The organism is Kitasatospora sp. McL0602 (assembly GCF_052076145.1).
GTDB lineage: Bacteria > Actinomycetota > Actinomycetes > Streptomycetales > Streptomycetaceae > Kitasatospora.
This window is the reverse complement of record NZ_CP197246.1, coordinates 7,190,938-7,210,156: the sequence shown is the minus strand read 5'-3', so window position 1 is coordinate 7,210,156 and position 19,219 is coordinate 7,190,938. Positions and strand designations below refer to the sequence as shown.

General features: G+C 73.9%; 21 protein-coding genes. 9 read left to right on the top strand and 12 right to left on the bottom strand.

Translation table 11 applies throughout. The features are described from left to right. Positions 1–264 precede the first annotated feature (264 nt). A complete protein-coding gene (locus ACR68M_RS32550; RefSeq protein ID WP_441247739.1) occupies positions 265–3,168 on the top strand; it encodes a helix-turn-helix transcriptional regulator in 2,904 nt (967 codons plus the stop codon). A 20-nt stretch (positions 3,169–3,188) separates the two neighbouring features. Here ACR68M_RS32550 and ACR68M_RS32545 read toward each other — a convergent pair whose 3' ends face one another. Then, positions 3,189–4,082 (bottom strand): Gfo/Idh/MocA family protein, encoded by an 894-nt coding sequence (locus ACR68M_RS32545; RefSeq protein ID WP_441251778.1) that lies wholly within the window; start codon positions 4,080–4,082, stop codon positions 3,189–3,191. Between the two features lie 178 nt (positions 4,083–4,260). Here ACR68M_RS32545 and ACR68M_RS32540 point away from each other — a divergent pair, with 178 nt between their 5' ends. Beyond that, a complete protein-coding gene (locus ACR68M_RS32540; RefSeq protein ID WP_441247738.1) occupies positions 4,261–4,545 on the top strand; it encodes a DUF427 domain-containing protein in 285 nt (94 codons plus the stop codon). Positions 4,546–4,563: 18 nt separating this feature from the next. On the opposite strand, the gene ACR68M_RS32535 is transcribed toward ACR68M_RS32540, so the two are convergent. From ACR68M_RS32535 to tdh, 4 genes are all read right to left on the bottom strand, one after another. Beyond that, positions 4,564–5,478 (bottom strand): LysR family transcriptional regulator, encoded by a 915-nt coding sequence (locus tag ACR68M_RS32535; protein ID WP_441247737.1) that lies wholly within the window; start codon positions 5,476–5,478, stop codon positions 4,564–4,566. 99 nt (positions 5,479–5,577) lie between these two features. After that, positions 5,578–5,799: a hypothetical protein gene (locus ACR68M_RS32530; protein WP_441247736.1), complete on the bottom strand. Its 222-nt coding sequence runs from the start codon at positions 5,797–5,799 to the stop codon at positions 5,578–5,580. Positions 5,800–5,917: 118 nt separating this feature from the next. After that, entirely contained in the window at positions 5,918–7,111 is a 1,194-nt protein-coding gene (locus ACR68M_RS32525; RefSeq protein WP_441247735.1) for a glycine C-acetyltransferase, read from the bottom strand. A 55-nt stretch (positions 7,112–7,166) separates the two neighbouring features. After that, a complete protein-coding gene (tdh, locus tag ACR68M_RS32520) occupies positions 7,167–8,195 on the bottom strand; it encodes an L-threonine 3-dehydrogenase (RefSeq protein ID WP_441247734.1) in 1,029 nt (342 codons plus the stop codon). A gap of 319 nt (positions 8,196–8,514) precedes the next feature. Between tdh and ACR68M_RS32515 the strand changes: the two genes are divergently transcribed. The 3 genes from ACR68M_RS32515 to ACR68M_RS32505 are packed head-to-tail and all read left to right on the top strand — an operon-like array spanning position 8,515 to position 10,030. Continuing rightward, a complete protein-coding gene (locus tag ACR68M_RS32515) occupies positions 8,515–9,066 on the top strand; it encodes a GNAT family N-acetyltransferase (protein WP_441247733.1) in 552 nt (183 codons plus the stop codon). Positions 9,067–9,077: 11 nt separating this feature from the next. Next, positions 9,078–9,458 (top strand): hypothetical protein, encoded by a 381-nt coding sequence (locus ACR68M_RS32510; protein WP_441247732.1) that lies wholly within the window; start codon positions 9,078–9,080, stop codon positions 9,456–9,458. A gap of 50 nt (positions 9,459–9,508) precedes the next feature. Beyond that, on the top strand, positions 9,509–10,030 hold the full coding sequence (locus ACR68M_RS32505; protein ID WP_441247731.1) for a hypothetical protein: 522 nt from the start codon (positions 9,509–9,511) through the stop codon (positions 10,028–10,030). Here the strand turns inward: ACR68M_RS32505 and ACR68M_RS32500 are convergent. Then, positions 10,008–11,069 carry an ATP-dependent DNA ligase gene (locus tag ACR68M_RS32500; protein WP_441247730.1) on the bottom strand — a complete coding sequence of 354 codons (1,062 nt, stop codon included), beginning with the start codon at positions 11,067–11,069 and terminating at the stop codon, positions 10,008–10,010. The genes ACR68M_RS32505 and ACR68M_RS32500 overlap by 23 nt on opposite strands. 82 nt (positions 11,070–11,151) lie before the next feature. On the opposite strand from ACR68M_RS32500, the gene ligD reads away from it, so the two are divergent. The 3 genes from ligD (at position 11,152) to ACR68M_RS32485 (ending at position 13,932) form a co-directional block, all read left to right on the top strand. Then, the gene (gene ligD, locus ACR68M_RS32495; protein WP_441251777.1) at positions 11,152–12,147 is read left to right on the top strand and encodes a non-homologous end-joining DNA ligase; all 996 of its coding nucleotides are present in this window, start codon (positions 11,152–11,154) and stop codon (positions 12,145–12,147) included. A gap of 31 nt (positions 12,148–12,178) precedes the next feature. Further along, the gene (locus ACR68M_RS32490) at positions 12,179–12,811 is read left to right on the top strand and encodes a GNAT family N-acetyltransferase (protein WP_441247729.1); all 633 of its coding nucleotides are present in this window, start codon (positions 12,179–12,181) and stop codon (positions 12,809–12,811) included. 68 nt (positions 12,812–12,879) lie between these two features. Then, positions 12,880–13,932, top strand: a complete 1,053-nt coding sequence (locus ACR68M_RS32485; RefSeq protein ID WP_441247728.1) for a PP2C family protein-serine/threonine phosphatase — start codon at positions 12,880–12,882, stop codon at positions 13,930–13,932. 16 nt (positions 13,933–13,948) lie between these two features. Here the strand turns inward: ACR68M_RS32485 and ACR68M_RS32480 are convergent, their stop codons facing one another. From ACR68M_RS32480 to ACR68M_RS32465, 4 genes are all read right to left on the bottom strand, one after another. Further along, positions 13,949–14,110, bottom strand: coding sequence for a hypothetical protein (locus ACR68M_RS32480; RefSeq protein WP_441247727.1), 162 nt, complete (start codon positions 14,108–14,110; stop codon positions 13,949–13,951). 31 nt (positions 14,111–14,141) lie between these two features. Next, a complete protein-coding gene (locus ACR68M_RS32475; protein WP_441247726.1) occupies positions 14,142–15,338 on the bottom strand; it encodes an 8-amino-7-oxononanoate synthase in 1,197 nt (398 codons plus the stop codon). Between the two features lie 87 nt (positions 15,339–15,425). Then, complete coding sequence (locus tag ACR68M_RS32470) at positions 15,426–16,136, bottom strand: hypothetical protein (RefSeq protein WP_441247725.1); 711 nt, start codon at positions 16,134–16,136, stop codon at positions 15,426–15,428. A gap of 113 nt (positions 16,137–16,249) precedes the next feature. Continuing rightward, positions 16,250–16,489, bottom strand: coding sequence for a carotenoid oxygenase family protein (locus ACR68M_RS32465; protein ID WP_441251776.1), 240 nt, complete (start codon positions 16,487–16,489; stop codon positions 16,250–16,252). A gap of 3 nt (positions 16,490–16,492) precedes the next feature. Between ACR68M_RS32465 and ACR68M_RS32460 the strand changes: the two genes are divergently transcribed. Then, positions 16,493–16,723, top strand: coding sequence for a WHG domain-containing protein (locus ACR68M_RS32460; protein ID WP_441251775.1), 231 nt, complete (start codon positions 16,493–16,495; stop codon positions 16,721–16,723). Between the two features lie 25 nt (positions 16,724–16,748). On the opposite strand, the gene ACR68M_RS32455 is transcribed toward ACR68M_RS32460, so the two are convergent. Beyond that, positions 16,749–17,765, bottom strand: a complete 1,017-nt coding sequence (locus ACR68M_RS32455; protein WP_441247724.1) for a TIGR03842 family LLM class F420-dependent oxidoreductase — start codon at positions 17,763–17,765, stop codon at positions 16,749–16,751. Positions 17,766–17,790: 25 nt separating this feature from the next. Then, positions 17,791–19,200 (bottom strand): dihydropyrimidinase, encoded by a 1,410-nt coding sequence (hydA, locus tag ACR68M_RS32450; RefSeq protein WP_441247723.1) that lies wholly within the window; start codon positions 19,198–19,200, stop codon positions 17,791–17,793. Positions 19,201–19,219: the final 19 nt, after the last annotated feature.

The following is a 19,219-nucleotide window of genomic DNA, read 5'->3' as shown; positions in this document are numbered from 1 at the left end:
GCCGTGGGCGAGTTCCAGGACGGCGATCCCGGTGAGCACGGTGGCGCTGGCGGCCAGGCGGACGTGGCCGAGTCGCTCACGGAGAAGCAGGACGCCGATGAGGGCGGCGATCACGATGCGAGATGAGCCCGCCGGTCAGCGCGGTCAGGGTGCCCTGCCGCAGCTGGCCGCCCAGCACGGGCGCCCCTGACGGGCCAGCGCGCCGAATCCTAGAATGAACAGGTAGCGCTGCGAGGGCGAGCCGCCGGTGGATCGGAGCACGCGATGGCCTTGGATCTCAGGAACCGGCGGAAACCCCCCGGCCCGCACCGGCTGGTCTTCGCCGGCCGGGACCGCGAGCTGCAGACCCTGCTCGGCGCGGCCCGCCTGCGGCCCGCCGTGGTCCTGGTCGAGGGCGAGGCCGGCATCGGGAAGTCGCGCCTGGTGGCGGAGGCTGCGACGGTGCTGCGCGCCGACGGCATCCGGGTGGTCACCGGGGGCTGCCACCCGCTGCGCGAACCCCTCCCGTACGGCCCGGTGACCGACGCGCTGCGCGCGGTGGGCCCCTGGCTGCCACCGGCCGACCGGATCGGCCGGCCGGTGGGGGTGCTCGCACCGCTGCTGCCCGGCCTCGCCGACCGCCTGCCCGCGCCGCCCGCCGAGGAGATCGCCCCCGGCGAGCTGCGGCACCGGATCGTGCAGGGCGTACGGGAGTTGCTCACCGTGATCGCCCCGGCGGTGCTGGTGGTCGAGGACCTGCACTGGGCGGACGAGGCCACCCTGGAACTGCTCCTGCTGCTCGCCCGGGACCTGCCGTCCGACACCGCGCTGGTGCTCACCTACCGAGGCGAGGACCTGCCCGGACAGCGGCCGGTGCTCGGTGCCGCCTACCGCCGCCCGGCGGGCACCGGGGGCGCCGAGCTGAGCCTGGGCCCGCTCGGCGAGCACGACCTGCGGGAGATGGCCGACGCCGTCCTGGGCGACCAGGTCACCACGGAGCTGACCCGGACCCTGCTGGCCCGCAGCGGCGGCCTCCCGCTGGTCGTCGAGGAGGACCTGATCACCCTCGAAGGCCGCTCGGTCCGTTCGGTCCACCGCCGGGGCGCCGGGCCCGGCGGCATCGAGCGCCGCAGCCTGGCCCGCCAGGCGGCGGGCCTCGCGGTGCCGCGCAGCCTGCGGGAGTCCATGACGGAGCGGATCGGCCGGCTCGCCCCGCCCGCCGCCGCGGTGGCGTACGGCGCAGCCGTCCTGGCCGTGCCCGCGAGCGAGGAGCTGCTCGCCGCCGCAGCGGACCTGGACGAGGACACCTGCAGCCAGGCCCTGACCGAGGCCCTGGCCGTCGGAGTCCTGCGCGAGACGTCCTCCGACCGCTACGGTTTCGCGCACACGCTGGCCCGCCAGGCGGTGTACGACGCGATGCCCGGCCCGCTGCGGACGCGCGGCCACCGCCGCGCCCTGCGGGTGCTGCGCGCCCTGCCGGTGCCGCCCCTGGTGCAGATCGCCCACCACACCCGCGCGCTGGGCGACACCGAGGCCTGGCTGCGGCAGGCCGAGGCCGCCGCCGAGCAGGCCAAGGCGGTCGGGGATCTGGGCACTGCGGCCACCCTGCTGCGCGAGGCGCTGGACGTGCCGGGCCTGCCGCCCGACGAGTTGGGGCAGGTCGCCCTCGCCCTGGCCAGGATCGCCCGGCTCAGCGCCGAACCGGCCGGGATCGTCGCCACGCTGCGGCGGATCCTGGCCACCCCCGGCCTGCCCGGTGCGGCGGGCGGGGAGATCCGCTACCTGCTCGGCCTCGTGCGGGTCGACCTGCTGGGCGACGTGGGCGGCTACGAGGAGGTGGAGGCGGCGCTGCCGGACCTCCTGCGGTACCGTCCCGCCCTGGCGGCGCGGGCCATGTCGATCTTCGCGGTCTGGGGCGGCGAAGGCTGTCCGGCGGTCAGGCAGCGGGCCTGGATAGCGAGCGCCCGAGCCCTGGCCGCACAGCTGGACGACGCGGGGGCCCGCGCCATGGTCCACTGCAACCACATCACCGCCCTGGCGATCTGGGCCGACCCGGCGGTCCCCGGCCTGATCGACGAGCTCGTCCGCGACGGCCCCGACCCCGACGTGGTCAGGGCCGCGGCCATCGTGCTCAACAACACGGCCGAGACGGCGCTGTGCGTCGGCCTGGACGAGCGCTGCGCGCGGTACGCCGACGAGGCCCTGGCCGTCGGCGCCAGGGCACACATGCCCCTGCTGGCCGTCTACACCGACTCCTACCGGATGCTGCTGGACTGGGCGGCAGGCCACTGGAACGACTTCGACACCGACCTCGCCGCCTACCGCAGCCGCTACCCCGACAGCCCACTGACCGACGCCGGGCTGCTCGGCACCGTCCAAGGCGTGATCGCCGCCGCCCGGGGGCAGGTGTCCAGGGCTGCGGAGCACTTCGACCGCGCCTTCGACCCGGAAGCCCTCGACGCCAACGCCCTCGGCGCCGCCGCCGGGCTGGCCGGGCTGCACCTCACCCGCGGCGACACCCGCGCCGCCTGGCAGATCGTCACCAGGCCGCTGGAGTTCGTCCGGCTCAAGGACACCTGGCCGTACGCCTGGGGTCTGCTCCCCGTCGCGGTGGAGACGGCGATGCTGCGCGGGGACCGGGCCGGTGCCGAGCGGCTCGCCGACGAGCACGCGGCGGGGATCGGCCCCTGCGAGGCCCCCGGCGCGGTCGCCGAGCAGTACCTGTGCCGTGGCCTGGTGCTGCGTGAGGACGATCCCGTGGCGGCCCGCGACCAGTTCGAGCGCGCCCGCGACCAGTGGCTGGGCATCGGCCGCCCGCACCACGCCGCACTGGCCGCCGAACGCGCCGCCCTCATCGACCCTGCGGGCGCCGCCGGTCAACTCGCCGAGGCCGCCGACGTGTTCGAGCGCCTCGGTGCGACCTTCGACGCCGCCCGCTGCCACCGGGTGCTGCGCGAGCTGCACCTGCTGCGGCCGGCTCCGCGCGGCCGGCGCAGCTGGGGCGAGGAGTTGTCGCCGCGCGAGACGCAGGTCGCCCGGCTCGTCGGCGAGGGCGCCACGAACAAGGAGATCGCACAGTCGCTGTTCCTGTCACCGCGGACCGTCGAGCACCACGTGGCCCGCATCCTCAAGAAGCTCGGCGCCTCCCGCTCGGCGGTCGGCGCCGCTCTCGAGGGGCGCGGCCCCTGAGCGGCGCGACCGGGGGCGGCTCAGGCGGACTCGATCCGTTCGACGATCTGCTCGCACAGCTCGTGGGTGCGCAGCGCGTCCCGGGCGTCGACCGTCCGCCCGGAGCGGACGGCGTCCAGGAAGTGCAGGACGACCTGCTCGATGCCGCGCTGGCGGGCGACGGAGACCCAGTCGCCGCGCCGCCGCACGGTCGGCTGGCCCTTGTGGTCGATGACCTCGGCGAGGTTGACGACGACGCGCTTGGAGTCGGCGCCGGAGACCTCGAGGATCTCCTCGGTCGAGCCGCTGCACCGGTTCATCACGCCGAGCGCCGTGAAGCCCTCGCCCGCCAGGGTCAGCACCAGGTGCTCCACCAGCCCTCCGCGCGTGCGGGAGCGGACGTCGACGTGCTGGATCTCGCCGGGCACCAGGAAGCGGAGCGAGTCGACGACGTGGATGAAGTCGTCGTAGACGAGCGTCCGGGCGGCCTCGGGCAGGCCCTCGCGGTTCTTCTGCAGCAGGATCAGATCGCGCGGGCGCTCCTTGGCCAGCAGGTAGCCGGGAGCGTGGCGGCGGTTGAAGCCGACCAGCAGCGATCGGCCGGTGCGCTCGGCGAGGTCGACCAGGCGCCGGGCACCGTCGAGGGTGTGGTCGAGCGGCTTGTCCACGTACACGTCGACCCCGGCGGTGAGCAGCTGCTCCACGATCGGGACGTGCTGGTCGGTGGCCGCGTGCACGAAGGCGGCGCGCAGGCCGCTGTCGATCAGTTCGCCGAGGTCGGTGTAGCGGTGCTGGAGGCGGTACTGCTCGCCGATCCGGTCGAGCTTGGCCTTGTCCCTGGTCATCAGGCGGAGGTCGAGGCCCGGCTGGGCGGTGAGGACGGGCAGGTACGCCTTCTGCGCGATGTCCCCGAGGCCGATCACGCCTACCGGGATCGTCTCGGTACGGAGGTCGGGGTCGTGGTCGGTCATCGGGCCGCTCCTGCCGGGTCTGGGGGCCGCCCCGCTCCGTTGCGGGGCTCGGCCGCGTCAGCAGCATATGCCAGAAAGGCTGCTGATCAGTCAGAATGCGCGCACCCTCGGCACGGTACGGCCGGCCGGGCACAATGGGCGCATGGCCACTGCGCGATGGAACGGCGAGACCCTCGCCGAGAGCCCGGACACCACGATCGTCGAAGGCAACCACTACTTCCCGCCCGAGTCGGTGCGGATGGCCTTCCTGCGGTCCTCGTCGACGGTGACGCGCTGCCCGTGGAAGGGCAGTGCCTCGTACTACACCGTCCGCGTCGCCGGGGAGGAGAACCCGGACGCCGCCTGGTACTACGCCGACCCGCTGCCCGAGGCTGCGCACCTGGCCGGGCACGTGGCCTTCTGGCGGGGCGTCGAGATCACCGCCTGACCGCCGTACGGCCGTGGTCTACTCCGAGACACCGCTCGCGGCCTGCGTCAGGGCCTCCAGAACGGGCCTGATCAGCGGGTGCTGCTCGGCCCCGGTGCGGACGGCGGCGAACACCTTGCGAGTGGCGAGTTCGCTGTCGACCGGGCGGACGGCCACGGCGGAGAGGTCGGCTCCGCGCAGCGCCGAGCGCGGTACGAGGGCGACTCCGGCGCCGGCCGAGGCGAGGGCGACGACGGCACGGAAGTCGTCGGAGGAGTGCACCAGGCTGGGCTGGAAGCCCGCGTGCTCGCAGGCGAGCAGCACCACGTCGTGGCAGGGGTTGCCGGGGTAGGGGCCGATCCACGGCTCGGCGGCGAGATCTGCGACGGCGACCGGGCCCTCGGCGGCGGCCAGCGGGTGGCTGAGCGGCAGCACGGCCTGGAACGGCTCGGCGTAGAGGGGCACCCGGGTCAGCCGCCGGTCGTCTGCGCGGGGCGCGCCCCGGTACTCGACGGCCACGGCGATGTCGGCCCGGCTGTCGAGCAGCATCGGGAGGCTGGCGTCGCCCTCCGCGTCCAGCACCTTGAGCCGCAGGCCGGGCGCGGTGGAGGCGAGGGCGGTGATCGCCGGGGCGAGCACCAGGGTGATGCCGGTCGCGAAGGCCGCGACCGTCACTTCGCCCGCCGCACCGGCGCCGTACGCGGCGAGATCCGCCTCGGCGCGCTCCAGCTGGGCGAGCACGGTGTCGGCGTGACCGAGCAGGATCTCCCCGGCGGCCGTCAGGCGGACGCCGCGGCCGTCCCGGGTGAGCAGGTGGTGGCCGGTCTCCAGCTCCAGGGCGGCGAGCTGCTGGGAGACGGCGGAGGGGGTCAGGTAGAGCGCCGCCGCCGCGGCCGTCACCGTCCTGTGGTCGGCCACGGCCCGCAGGGTCCGCAACCGTCTTGCATCGATCACCAGCCCATTCTGCCAGCCCCACGGGGGCCGGACGGACGGTTTGCGAGGCACGCCGGTTGCGCCCGGTCGCGGCCCGTCAGGGTCTGACGGGCCGTGCGGTCAGAGCTTGACGAGCTTGGGGAAGGGGCTAGCGCAGCGGAGCCGCTGGGCGCCGAAGTCGACGATCACGGCGGCCTCGCCCTCGACACCGGTGATCCGGCCGAGGCCGTAGCGGTCGTGGTTCACTCGGTCGCCGACTTCGTACGTCTCGATCGGGGCCACCGGCTGGGCCTTGAAGGGACTGGTGGGCAGGGTGTGCCGGGCTGCGGCTGTCCTGGTCATTGAGTCAAGTATGCGCCCGAAAGCCGCCCATGAGACCGGTCGTTCCGATACCGACTCTGTATCGGATCGGTCTACGACCGGCCTCCGAGCTGTTTCCGAGGCCGCAAAACGCCTGGGATTACTCGCCGAGAGCGGCCCGTGCGTCGACGAACGCTGCGATCGCGCGCTCGACATCCTCGGTCGAGTGGGCCGCCGAAAGCTGCACCCGAATGCGCGCCGCACCGTGCGGGACGACCGGGAAGGAGAAACCGATCACATAGACGCCGCGCTCCAGCAGCAGCTCGGCCAGCCGCCCGGCCTTCGCCGCGTCGCCGATCATGACGGGCGCGATCGGGTGCTCGCCGGGCAGGATCTCGAAGCCCTCGGCCGTCATCCGGGAGCGGAACAGCGCGGTGTTGGCGGCGAGGCGCTCGCGCAGCTCGTTCGACTGCTCGACCAGGTCGAGCACCTTGAGCGAGGCGGCGGCGATCACCGGGGCGAGCGAGTTGGAGAACAGGTACGGGCGCGAGCGCTGGCGCAGCAGGGCGACGATCTCGCGGCGGGCGGCGACGTAGCCGCCGGAGGCGCCGCCGAGGGCCTTGCCGAGGGTGCCGGTGATGATGTCGACCCGGTCCATCACGCCGTGCAGCTCGGGGGTGCCGCGGCCGCCGGCGCCGACGAAGCCGACGGCGTGCGAGTCGTCGACCATGACCATCGCGTCGTAGCGGTCGGCGAGGTCGCAGATCTCGCGCAGCGGGGCGATGTAGCCGTCCATCGAGAACACGCCGTCGGTGACGATCAGCCGGCGGCGGGCGTCCTGGGTGTCCTGGAGCTGCTTCTCCAGGTCGGCGAGGTCGCGGTTGGCGTAGCGGTGGCGGCGGGCCTTGGAGAGCCGGATGCCGTCGATGATGCTGGCGTGGTTGAGGGCGTCGGAGATGACGGCGTCCCGCTCGTCCAGCAGGGTCTCGAAGACGCCGCCGTTCGCGTCGAAGCAGGACGAGTAGAGGATCGTGTCCTCCTGGCCGAGGAACGACGAGAGCCGGTCCTCCAGCTGCTTGTGCACGTCCTGGGTGCCGCAGATGAAGCGGACGGACGCCATGCCGTAGCCCCAGCGGTCGAGCGCGTCCTTGGCGGCGGCGAGCACCTCGGGGTGGTCGGCGAGGCCGAGGTAGTTGTTGGCGCAGAAGTTCAGCACCTCCCCCGGGCGGCCGCCGCCGGTGACGGTCACGGCGGCGTTCTGCGGGGTGCCGATCACGCGCTCGGGCTTGAACAGCCCGGCCTCGGTGATCTCGACGAGGGTGGCGGCAACATCGTCACGGACGGATTCGAACATCGCGGGAGGCTCCTTGCTGGGGTGTCGGGAGGAAGGCGGGCTCAGGCGTCCGGACTCAGGCGGTCCAGTCCAGGATGATCTTGCCGCAGCGGCCGCTCGCAGCCTCGTCGAACGCGGCGTCGAAGTCGTCGGCGGCGTACCGGCCGGTGATCACCGGGCTGAGGTCGAGGCCGCCCTCCAGCAGCACCGACATCGCGTACCAGGTCTCGAACATCTCGCGGCCGTAGATGCCCTTGAGGGTGATCATCGAGGTGACGATCCGGGCCCAGTCGACCGGGAAGTCCTCGGCGGGCAGGCCGAGCATGGCGATCTTCCCGCCGTGCGTCATGTTGGCGATCATCGACTGGAGGGCCTCGGGGCGGCCGGACATCTCCAGGCCGACGTCGAAGCCCTCGCGCAGGCCCAGCTTCTGCTGGCCCTCCTCGATGGTGTGGGTGGAGACGTCCAGGGCGAGCGAGACGCCGACCTGGCGGGCCAGGTCGAGGCGGTACTCGCTGACGTCGGTGATCATCACGTGCCGGGCGCCCGCGTGCTTGGCGACGGCGGCGGCCATGATGCCGATCGGGCCGGCCCCGGTGACCAGCACGTCCTCGCCGACCATCGGGAAGGAGAGCGCCGTGTGCACGGCGTTGCCGAACGGGTCGAAGATCGCGGCGACGTCGAGGTCGACCGGCACCCGGTGCACCCAGACGTTCGAGGCGGGCAGCGCGACGTACTCGGCGAAGGCGCCGTCCCGGTTGACGCCGAGGCCGATGGTGTTGCGGCAGAGGTGGCGGCGGCCGGCCAGGCAGTTGCGGCACTTGCCGCAGACCAGGTGGCCCTCGCCGCTGACCAGGTCGCCGATGTTGATGTCGGCGACGGCCGCGCCGATCTCGGCGACCTCGCCGACGAACTCGTGACCGAGCGTCAGCGGGGTCTTGATCGCCTGCTGCGCCCAGCCGTCCCACTTGCGGATGTGCAGGTCCGTGCCGCAGATACCGGTGCGGAGCACCTTGATCAGCACCTCGCCCGGCCCGATCTCGGGCTTCGGGACGTCCATCAGCCAGAGGCCGGGCTCGGCCTTCTTCTTGACGAGTGCCTTCACGGCGATGGCTCCTGACGCATGGTGGGGCCGCCGGTCCGGTGCGGGGAGTCGGCGGCCGAAGGAGGGCAAGCAGGCATCCCGGCCGTACGACGCTGGTCGCACGGCCGGGGCACTGTGCAATCTGCCTGGTGGGAGGGGGTGCGGTCCATCGAGGAATTCTTAACGGCGGCCACAGCTTGGCTTCACGATCCTGCCCGACCTGCACCGGGCGTCGCGCGCGCCGTGCCGACCGTCACCCGTTCGGGCGGCGCCGCCGGGCCACTTCGTCAGGACGGAAATCGGGTTGCCCGGCCGGAGGCCGCCCGAGCAGGATCACCGGATGGAGCGACCACTGCACGTCATCGACCTCGGCGACCTCACCCTGCGACGCTGGGAGCCCGAGCAGGACCTCGACGAACTCGTCCGCGTCATCGACGAGTCGGTGGAGCACCTGCGCCCGTTCATGCCCTGGGCGGCCGAGCACAGCCGGGAGGCGACCGCCGAGTACCTGGCCGGCACCGTCACGGGCTGGGCGTCCGGCGAGGCCCACAACTACGCGATCGTCTCGGGCGGCCGGGTCGTCGGGAACTCCTCCTTCTTCCGCCGCGACCCCGCCGACGACCCGGCCCGCCGCGAGATCGGCTACTGGCTGCACCCCGCCGCGACCGGCCGGGGCCTGGCCACCCGCGCCGCGGAGGGCCTCGTCCGGGAGGCCTTCGCCCTGCCGGGCGTCACGTACGTCGAGATCGTCCACGACGAGGCCAACACCGCGAGCGGCGCGGTGCCGCGGCGGCTGGGCTTCACCGAACACCGGCGGCGCGCCTGCGAACCGGCCGCGCCGGGCGAGTCCGGGACGGACGTGATCTGGCGGCTCACGCGTCAAGGCGGCTGACCGTCAGAACTGTGGAGGGACACGGCAGTTACTGGACAGATCTGCCGACCGCCGGGCACTCGCCCTCCACCCCGGGCCGGGCCATGATGGCGGCGAGCCGCCGCAGCGGCGGCCGTACCGACCCGACCCGGGAGGACCTCATGATCCCCGCACGCCGTACCGCCGCAGCCGCGCTCCTCGCCGCCGGCCTGCTCACCGCCGGTGCCACCACCGCCTCGGCGGCCACCGCCCCGGCCGAGCGGATCAGCACCACGGCCCAGCTCCAGGCGCACCTGGCCAAGGCCGTCGCGCTCGACGCCCACAAGATCGTCGTGGGCACCGACACCCGGACGGCCGGCAAGGCGGCGGACGTCATCGCCGCCACCGACGGGGTGAACACCGCCGCCTGCTGACAACCGGCTGAATCCGGCTGAATCCGGCTGAGCCCGGTCGAAGGAGAACCATGGACACCGAGGACGTACTCGACGCCCCGTCCGCTGCCGTACCCGCACCGCTGTGGTGCCCGAGCGGAGAAGCCGAACAACCGGAGTCGGTCGTCCTCGGCGTCCGCTCCCAGGACGACGGCGGGCTCACCTACCTCGCCGAACCACTGCCCGCCGCCGAGGTGCTGCCGCTGGTACCCGAGGGCATCCTGCCGACCCGGGTGCTGCGCTTCGCCTCGCACTGCGTCAGCGACTGCGCCCACCGCGCGGGCAACGAGTGCACCCTGATCTCCAAGATCAGCCAACTCCCGCCCGTCGACGAGGCCAAGCTGCCGCACTGCCACCTGCGCGCCCGCTGCAAGTGGTGGCAGCAGAGCGGCGCCGACGCCTGCGGCCGCTGCCCCGCCGTCTCCACCACCCTGCTCGCCACCGACACCCTCGGCGGCCGCGCCGCCGACCCGACCGTCACCCCCGCCCAGCTCCAGGAGTGGATCACCGCCAACCCCGACGGCCCGGGGGTCACTCCGGCAGCAGCTCCGTGAGGTCGTAGCCGACCGGCTCCTCCAGCTGCTCGTAGGTGCAGGTGTCCGGAGTCCGGTCGGGGCGCCAGCGGCGGAACTGCGTGGTGTGGCGGAAGCGGGTGCCCTCCATGTGGTCGTACCCGACCTCGCAGACCAGCTCGGGCCTCAGCGGCACCCAGGAGAGGTCCTTGCCGCCCGTCCAGCGGCTCTGCGCGCCGGGGAGCCGGGCGGTGGCGTGGGCGCTCTCCTCCGCCCAGGCGGCCCAGGGGTGGCCGGAGGCGTCGGCCAGGCGCAGCGGCTGGAGCTGCTCGGCGAGTTCCCGGCGGCGGGCCATCGGGAAGGACGCGCAGACCCCGACGTGCTGGAGCTGCCCGGCGGCGTCGTGGAGGCCGAGCAGCAGCGAGCCGACGACCGGCCCGCTCTTGTGCTCGCGGTACCCGGCCAGCACGCAGTCGGCCGTCCGGGCGTGCTTGATCTTGAACATGGTCCGCTGCCCGGCCCGGTACGGATGGTCGAGGGGCTTGGCGACCACCCCGTCCAGGCCCGCGCCCTCGAACTGGTCGAACCACTGCCGGGCGAGCGCGAGATCGGTGGTGGCGGGCGCGGTGAAGACCGGCGGCCGGGCCGAGGCGAGCGCCTCGACCAGGGCGACGCGGCGTTCGGCCAGCGGGCGCGGCGCGTACGCGGTGTCCCCGAGCGCCAGCAGGTCGAAGGCCACGAAGGAGGCCGGGGTGCGCTCCGCGAGCGTGCGGACCCGGGAGGCGGCCGGGTGGATGCGCTCCAGCAGCTCCTCGAAGTGCAGCCGCCCGTCGTGGGCGATCACGATCTCGCCGTCCAGCACGCACCGCTCCGGCAGCTCGGCCAGGAAGGCTGCGACGAGTTCGGGGAAGTACCGGGTGAGCGGCTTGCCCGTCCGGCTCCCGATCTCGATCTCGGGCCCGTCGCGGAACACCACGGCCCGGAAGCCGTCCCATTTCGCCTCGTAGTGCAGGCCCGGCGGGATCTCGGGCACGGCCTTGGCGAGCATCGGTTCGACCGGCGGCATGACGGGCAGCTCCATGCCTCCACGCTAGGGCTGACCGGGCCCGCGCGCCGGGCGGCGTCGGGCGGGGCGGCCTAGCGTGAGGGGTATGGCTGGAGCTATCGAGCTGGACGTGGACGGCCGGGCGGTGCGGCTGTCGAACCCGGACAAGGTGTACTTCCCGGCGCGGGGGATCACCAAGCGCGAGGTGGCCGAGTACTACCTCGCGGTGGCACCCGGCGTGCTGCGGGCGCTGCGGGACAGGCCGACCACGCTGCAGCGCTTCCCCGACGGCATCGACGGCGAGTGGTTCTACCAGAAGCGCGCGCCCAAGAACCTGCCCGACTGGCTGCCGACCGCCCGGATCGCCTTCCCCAGCGGCCGGACGGCCGACGAGATCTGCCCCTCCGAGGCCGCCGCCGTCCTGTGGGCCGTCAATCTCGGCTGCCTGACCTTCCACCCCTGGCCCGTCCGCCGCACCGACACCGAGCACCCGGACGAGCTGCGGATCGACCTCGACCCGCAGCCCGGCACCGACTTCCGGGACGCCGTCCGCGTCGCCCACGAGCTGCGCGAGCTGCTGGACTCGTACGGGCTGCGCGGCTGGCCCAAGACCTCCGGCGGGCGGGGGCTGCACGTGTACGTGCCGGTCGAGCCGCGCTGGACGTTCACCGACGGGCGGCACGCGGTGATCGCGCTCGGGCGGGAGCTGGAGCGGCGGCTGCCCGGCAAGGTCACCACGGCATGGTGGAAGGAGGAGCGCGGCGAGCGGATCTTCGTGGACTACAACCAGATGGCGCGCGACCGCACCATCGCCGCCGCGTACTCGCTGCGCGCGCGCCCGGAGGCCACCGCCTCCACGCCGCTGCGCTGGGAGGAGCTGGACGAGGCCACGCCGACCGACTTCGACATCCGGACGGTGCCGGCCCGCTACGCCGAACTCGGCGACGTGCACGCGGACATGGAGCAGCACGCGTTCAGCCTGGAGCCGCTGCTGGAGCTGGCGGAGCAGCAGGCCAGGGACCACGGCGTCGGCGACCTGCCCTACCCGCCGGACCACCCGAAGATGCCGGGCGAGCCGGCCCGCGTCCAGCCGAGCCGGGCCCGGAAGGCCTGAGGCCCTGGTGCCGCGCAACTAGGCTGGGGCCATGCTCGCGAAGATCTTGGAACAGGCAGCCGTCGGAGTGTTCCCGCCCGCCGACGGTTCGGTGACGGTGGTGCCGCAGGTGTCCGGCCGGGAGGTGGGCGTGCTGTCGTTCACCGCGCACGCCGTGGTGTTCACCGACGAGGACCCGGCGTGGGTGCGGGCGGCGATCGCCGGCGCGCACAGCGACCCGTACTCGGCGCCGCTCTCGCCGCCGTTCCTGACGGCCCTCGCCGAGCGCACCGGCCGGGTGGTCAACAACATCGATCTGCTCACCGTCACCACCCGGCTGCCGGGCGGCCCGCCGCTCCCCCTGGAGCCCGTCACCGACCGCGAGCACCCCCGCATCCAGCGGGCGCTGCGCTACCGCGACGACGTCCGGGCCTGGACGGCGCCCGGCGGGGTGGTCATCCTCGGGCGGGGCGTGGCCGGGCGGTGGGAGGCCGCCATCGAGGTCTCCCCCGAGGCCCGGGGCCGGGGCCTCGGCCGGGCGCTGGCCACGGCCGCCCGGCACCTGCTCCCCGAGGGCGACACCCTCTGGGCGCAGCAGGCGCCCGGCAACGCGACCAGCGTCCGGGTCTTCCAGGCCGCCGGTTACCGGCCGGTCGGCGCGGAGGCGCTGCTCGTCCTGGGGTGAGCGCGGCCGATCCGGGTGACGATGAGGGTGGGGACAGGCTCGGGGGGCCCAGCCGGGAGGAGGCCGGTGTGCAGCGGAGCGGCCTTTTCTGGCTGGTCGTCGGCGCCTACCTGCTGATCGCGGTGGCGGTGCTGGTCGACCTGGTCACCGGGCCCGGTTCGACCGTCTCCCCGGTGCTGGCGAGCGTGCCGGTGCTGGCGGCGCCGGGCACCCGGCGCGTCCGGGTGCCGCTCGTCGCGGGGGCGCTGGCGCTGGCGACGGCCGCGCTGCTCTCGGTGACCAACACGGGCCTGCCGCCCTCCGTCCATCTGGCGGCGTTCGCCGCGATCGCCTCGACCACCCTGGCGAGCGCCGCGCACGTCGTGGTGGTGACGGCCCGCGAGCAGGAGCTGCGGGAGGTGCGGTCCGTCGCCGAGGCGGCCCAGCTGGCGCTGCTGCGGCCGGTGCCGCCGAGGCTCGGGCCGCTGCGGATCGCCGTCCGCTACCAGGCGGCCGCGCCGGAGGCCAGCATCGGCGGGGATCTGTACGAGGCGCTGGAGACCCCGTACGGGGTGCGGGTGCTGCTCGCGGACGTCGAGGGCAAGGGGCTGGGGGCGGTGGACACGGCCGCCGAGGTGCTCGGCGCCTTCCGTGAGGCGGCGCGAGCCGAGCCGGAGCTGGCGAAGGTCGCCGAGCGGCTGGACGCGGCGGTGCAGCGGCGCGGCGCGGACGAGCGGTTCGCCACCGCCGTGCTGCTCGGCGTGCCGCCGGAGGGCGAGACGGCGGAGCTGGTGACCTGCGGGCATCCGCCGCCGCTGCTGCTGGACCGCTCCGGCCACGTCCGGGCCCTGGACCCCGACGGCTACGCACCGCCGCTCGGCCTGCTGGCCCTGACCGGGTCCGGCTACCGCTCCGAGCCCTTTGAACTGCGGCGCGGCGATCTGCTGCTGCTCTACACCGACGGCCTGTCGGAGTCCCGGAACGCCGAGGACCGCTTCTACCCCGTCGCCGAACGCCTCGCCGGCTCGCCGGCACGCAGCCCCGACGCCCTCCTCGACCACCTGCTGACCGACGTCGACCACTGGACCGGCGGGCGGCCGACCGACGACTCGGCACTGCTGGCGATCCGCCGCGACGGCTGACGCGACGGCTGAGCGGTCACCGTGGGGTGATGATGCGCGGGTCCGGGTCGGGGTCGGCCGGGGGTTCGGGGAAGGGCGGGGCGGGCGGACGGCTGAGGCGGCGGGTGGGGCCTCGGGTGCCGCGGCTGCCGCCCGGCCAGGAGGGGGCGGGGGTGCCCGGTGGGGGTTTCGCACTCATCTGCGACGCCTTCCTGAGAGTGCGGCCGATGCTACGCCCCGGCGGGGGCGGTGGCGGCGATGACGCGTACGGCTTCGGTGATCTGGCTGTCGGTCAGATCGCCGCGCGCGGTGAGGCGCAGGCGGGAGATGCCGTCCGGGACGGACGGCGGGCGGAAGCAGCCGACGGCCAGGCCGGCGGTACGGCAGTCGGCCGCCCAGCGGACGGCGGCCTCGGGGCCGGGGGCTCGGACGGAGACCACGGCGGCGTCGGGGGCGCTGGCGTGCAGACCGGCGGCGGTGAGCCGGGCCGAGAGCGTCAGGGCGACCTCGCGGGCTCGGTCGGCGCGCTGCGGTTCGGCCCGCAGCAGGCGCAGGGCGCCGAGGGCGGCGCCGACTGCAGCGGGGGCGAGGCCGGTGTCGAAGATGAAGGTGCGGGCGGTCTCGGTGAGGTGGCGGATCACCCGGCGGGGGCCGAGGACGGCGCCGCCCTGGGAGCCGAGGGACTTGGAGAGCGTGATGGTCGCAACGACGTCCGGCTCCCCCGCCAGCCCGGCAGCGGCCAACGCGCCGCTGCCGCCCGGCCCGAGCACCCCGAGGCCGTGGGCGTCGTCGACCAGCAGCGCGGCGCCGTGGGCGCGGGCGGCAGCGGAGAGTTCGGGCAGCCGGGCGGCGTTGCCGTCGACGGAGAAGACGGTGTCGCTGACGACCAGCGCCCGGCGGTGCACCCGGGTGCCGAGCACCTCGCGGACGGCCTCCGGGTCGTCGTGCGGGGCCCGGTGGACGTCGCTGCGGGAGAGGCGGCAGCCGTCGATCAGCGAGGCGTGGTTGTAGGCGTCGGAGACGATCAGGGTGTCCGGGTCGGTCAGCGCGGTGAGGGCGGCGAGGTTGGCCGCGTACCCGGAGGAGAACACCAGTGCGGCCTCGACGCCGCAGAACTCGGCGAGCTCGTCCTCGAGTTCGGTGTGCAGCGCGGTGGTGCCGGTGACCAGGCGGGAGCCGGTGGCGCCGCCGCCCCAGCGCAGCGCGGCGTCGGCGGCGGCGCAGGTGACGGCGGGGTGGTGGACCAGCCCGAGGTAGTCGTTGCTCGCCAGGTCGAGGACGGGATCGTCGGCCGGGCGGCTGCGCAGCGTCCGGGTGAGACCGGCCCGGGAGCGGAGTTCGGCCGCTTCGTCGAGCCAGTCGAAGACGGCACCGGGGGCGGGGGTCTGCTCGGCGGGGAGCGCGGGGAGCGCAGAGGGCTGGACCATGCCCGAACTCTGTCACCTGCGGCGCGGGCCGGGCAATGTGCCTCTGGGCACACCGGCCGCCCGGTCCGTGGGGGGGATTCTCGGGTGTCAGCGGGCCGTCCGTGGGGCGAGGCGGCGCTGCGAGCGGGAGGTGTCGGCGAGCTTGGCGGTCTTCTTCCACTCGGGGTAGACCTCGCCGAAGTGCTGCTGCTCCTTGCCCTCCGTCCGGACGACCACGTAGCCGCCCTTGGTCATCTGGAACGGGGCGGTCACCTTGCCGAGCCAGTCGAACCTGTCGGTCAGGTCGGCCTGCGGGTCGAACCAGTGCGGGGTGACGAAGCTGGACACCGCCACCGGGCCCACGCCGTGGACGGTGATCTCGTAGGAGTCGGATTCGACCGGGTCGCCGACCTCGTACGCGTACGCGTGCCCGCGGAGGTCGTCGGCCCAGAGGTTGATGTGCGGGTCGACCAGGGTCTCCAGCACCTCGTGGCTCAGCACGGCCGAGACCGAGAGCGAGCCGCTGAGCACCGTGCCCTGGTGGTCGAGCACCGGGGCGGCGAAGACCCGGCCGAAGATGAGGTCGCCCTGCGACTGGGTGTGCCAGCCGAGCGCGCCGGCCTGGTCGGAGTCGTCGAGGACGGCGATCACCCAGCTCCCGGGGGGCGCCGTGCTCTCGTCCGCCGCGTAGACCACGGGGATCGGTAGCTGGCCCCAGACCGGGGCGGCGTGCAGCTGCACCTGGGTGGCGCAGGCCCGGGTCATCGTCCTGACGTCGGCATCCGTGACGCGTGTCGATTTGTTGACAACTGTGATCACTTGATTCACTTCCCAACGCTGGCCTGCACGGCCGCGCACCGGTGCAACGGCCGCGCACCTTCCATCCTCCCGGCACCGCGCCGCCCTGGCTCGCCGAGATGGGACGCGAGGCGTTACGCCTGCTGGGAGCGCAGCCGGTCGGGTATCCAGGAGCCGTGGATCATCGCCGGGACGCGCCGGGGCAGGTGGACAGTGGCGATCGGCCCGGCGGAGAAGTCGGCGGCGTCCAGCACCAGCAGCTTCGAAGCGTCGGAGACGCTCGGGCAGGCGCGGGCGGCACTGGGCCCGTTCCTGCCGGTCTTCGAGGCGGCGCAGCCCAGCCCGGCCGTGCTGCCACTGCGCGAGCAGCTCACCGACTGGGCGCGCCGGACGAGGCGGTCGCCGCCTGGGTCGCCGAGTACATCAGCGCCGACACCGGCAGCAGCACCGGCACGGGCACGGGCACAGCGGGAGACCCGGAGCGGGCGGGCGGCGCGCTGGCCGGGGCCGTCATGGCGTGGTCACGGCTGCACGGCGTGGTGAGCCTGGAGGCCGAGGGGCACTACAACGGCATGCACACGCTCGCCGACACCTTCGGCCTCGGCTGAGCCGCCCCTCGACCGCCCTTCCGGGTCAGTTCAGCCGGGGGATGATCTCGGCGCCGTAGGCGTCGATGGTCGGCTCGATGGCGTCGTGCATGGCGTAGACGGCGAACTGGTCGACGCCGAGGGCCCGGAGCTGGGCGAGCTTGGCGAGGTGGGCCTCCGGAGGGCCGATCAGGCAGAAGCGGTCGACGATCTCGTCGGGGACGAAGGTGGTGTCGGGGTTGCCCGCGCGGCCGTGGTGGGAGTAGTCGTACCCCTCGCGGCCCTTGATGTAGTCGGTCAGGGCCTCGGGGACGAGGCCGGAGTGCTCGCCATAGCGGGACACCAGGTCGGCGACGTGGTTGCCGACCATGCCGCCGAACCAGCGGCACTGCTCACGGGCGTGGGCGAGCGCGGCGGGCGAGTCGTCGGCGGTGACGTACGCCGGGGCGGCGACGCAGACGGTCACCGAGTCGGGGTCGCGCCCGGCGTCGGCGGCGGCGCTGCGGACGGCCTTGACCATCCACTCGGTGAGGAAGGGGTCGGCGAGCTGGAGGATGAAGCCGTCGGCCTGGCGCCCGGCCAGCGCGAGCGCCTTCGGGCCGTACGCGCCCATCCAGACCGGGAGTCGAGCGCCGGGCCGGACCCAGGGGATCTGCATCGTGGTGCCGTCGATCTCGGCCTCGCGGCCCTCGGCGAGCTCCTTGACGGCGTGCATGGCGGCGGAGAGCCGGTCGAGGGTGGCCGGGCGGCGACCGGCGACCCGCTGCGCCGAGTCGCCGCGCCCGATGCCGCAGATCGTGCGGTTGCCGAACATGTCGTTCAGGGTGGCGAAGAGGGAGGCGGTGACCTCCCAGGTACGGGTGGCGGGGTTGGTGACCATCGGGCCGACGGTCAGCGTGCTGGTCTGCGCCAGGATCTGGCTGTAGATGACGAAGGGCTCCTGCCAGAGCACCGCCGAGTCGAAGGTCCACCCGTGGGTGAACCCGGCCTGTTCGGCGCGCTGCATCCGCTCCACCAGGAGCCGCGCGGGCGGGTCGGTCTGGAGCACGAGGCCGATGTCCAAGGCTGGCTACTTTCCTGTTGGTGGGTCAGCTGAGGTACTGGCAGGTGGCGCGCGGCTGGAAGCGCCCGTGGCCGGGCCGCCCGAGGTACTGCCCGGCGTCCACGACGACGGTGCCCCGGGAGAGCACGGTGCGGGCCTTGCCGGTGAGCTGCCTGCCCTCGTACGCCGAGTAGTCGACGTTCATGTGGTGGGTGGCGGCGGAGACGGTCTGCGTCGCCGTCGGGTCGTAGACGACGAGGTCGGCGTCGGCGCCGGGGGCGATGGTGCCCTTGCGGGGGTAGAGGCCGAACATCCGGGCCGGGGTGGCGCAGGCGATCTCGATCCAGCGGCGGCGGGTGATGCGGCCGTCGACGACGGCCTGGTGCAGCAGGTCCATCCGGTTCTCGACGCCGGGCAGGCCGTTGGGGATCTTGGAGAAGTCGCCCCGGCCCAGCTCCTTCTGCCCGCTGAAACAGAACGGGCAGTGGTCGGTGGAGACCACCTGGAGGTCGTTGGTGCGCAGCCCGCGCCAGAGCGCCTCCTGGTGCTCGCGCGGGCGCAGCGGTGTGGAGCAGACGTACTTGGCGCCCTCGAAGCCGTCGGCCCCGCGCTCGGCGAGGTTGTCGGTGGAGAGGAAGAGGTACTGCGGGCAGGTCTCGCCGAAGACGTTCAGCCCCTGGTCGCGGGCGGTGGCCAGCTCGGCGAGCGCCGAGGCGGCGGAGACGTGCACGACGTAGAGCGGCGCGCCGGCGACCTGGGCGAGCTTGATCGCGCGGTGCGTCGCCTCCGCCTCCAGCAGCTCGCGGCGGACTTCGCCGTGGTAGCGCGGGTCGGTCTTCCCGGCGGCGAGGGCCTGTTCGACCAGGACGTCGATGGCGATGCCGTTCTCGGCGTGCATCATGATCAGGCCGCCGTTGTCGGCGCCGCGCTGCATGGCGCGCAGGATGCGGCCGTCGTCGCTGTAGAAGACGCCGGGGTAGGCCATGAAGAGCTTGAAGGAGGTCACGCCCTCCCCCACCAGCTGGTCCATCTCCTTGAGGCTGCCCTCGGTGACGTCGCCGAGGATCATGTGGAAGCCGTAGTCGATCGCGCAGTTGCCCTGGGCCTTGGCGTGCCAGGTGTCCAGGCCCTCGCGGAGGCTTCGGCCGACCGACTGGACGGCGAAGTCGACGATGGTGGTGGTGCCGCCCCAGGCGGCGGCGCGGGTGCCGGTCTCGAAGGTGTCGGAGGCCGAGGTGCCGCCGAACGGCAGCTCCATGTGGGTGTGTGCGTCGACCCCGCCGGGGATGACGTAGTGGCCGCTCGCGTCGATGGTGCGGTCGGCTGTCCATGCCTCGGCGGCGCTGCTGCCGGTGGCGGCCAGTGCGACGACCTGCTCGCCCTCGATCAGGATGTCGGCGGCCAGCTCCTCGGCGGCGGTGATCACCAGGCCGCCGCGAATTACCGTACGGTTCACGGGGGTTCTCCCTTACGCC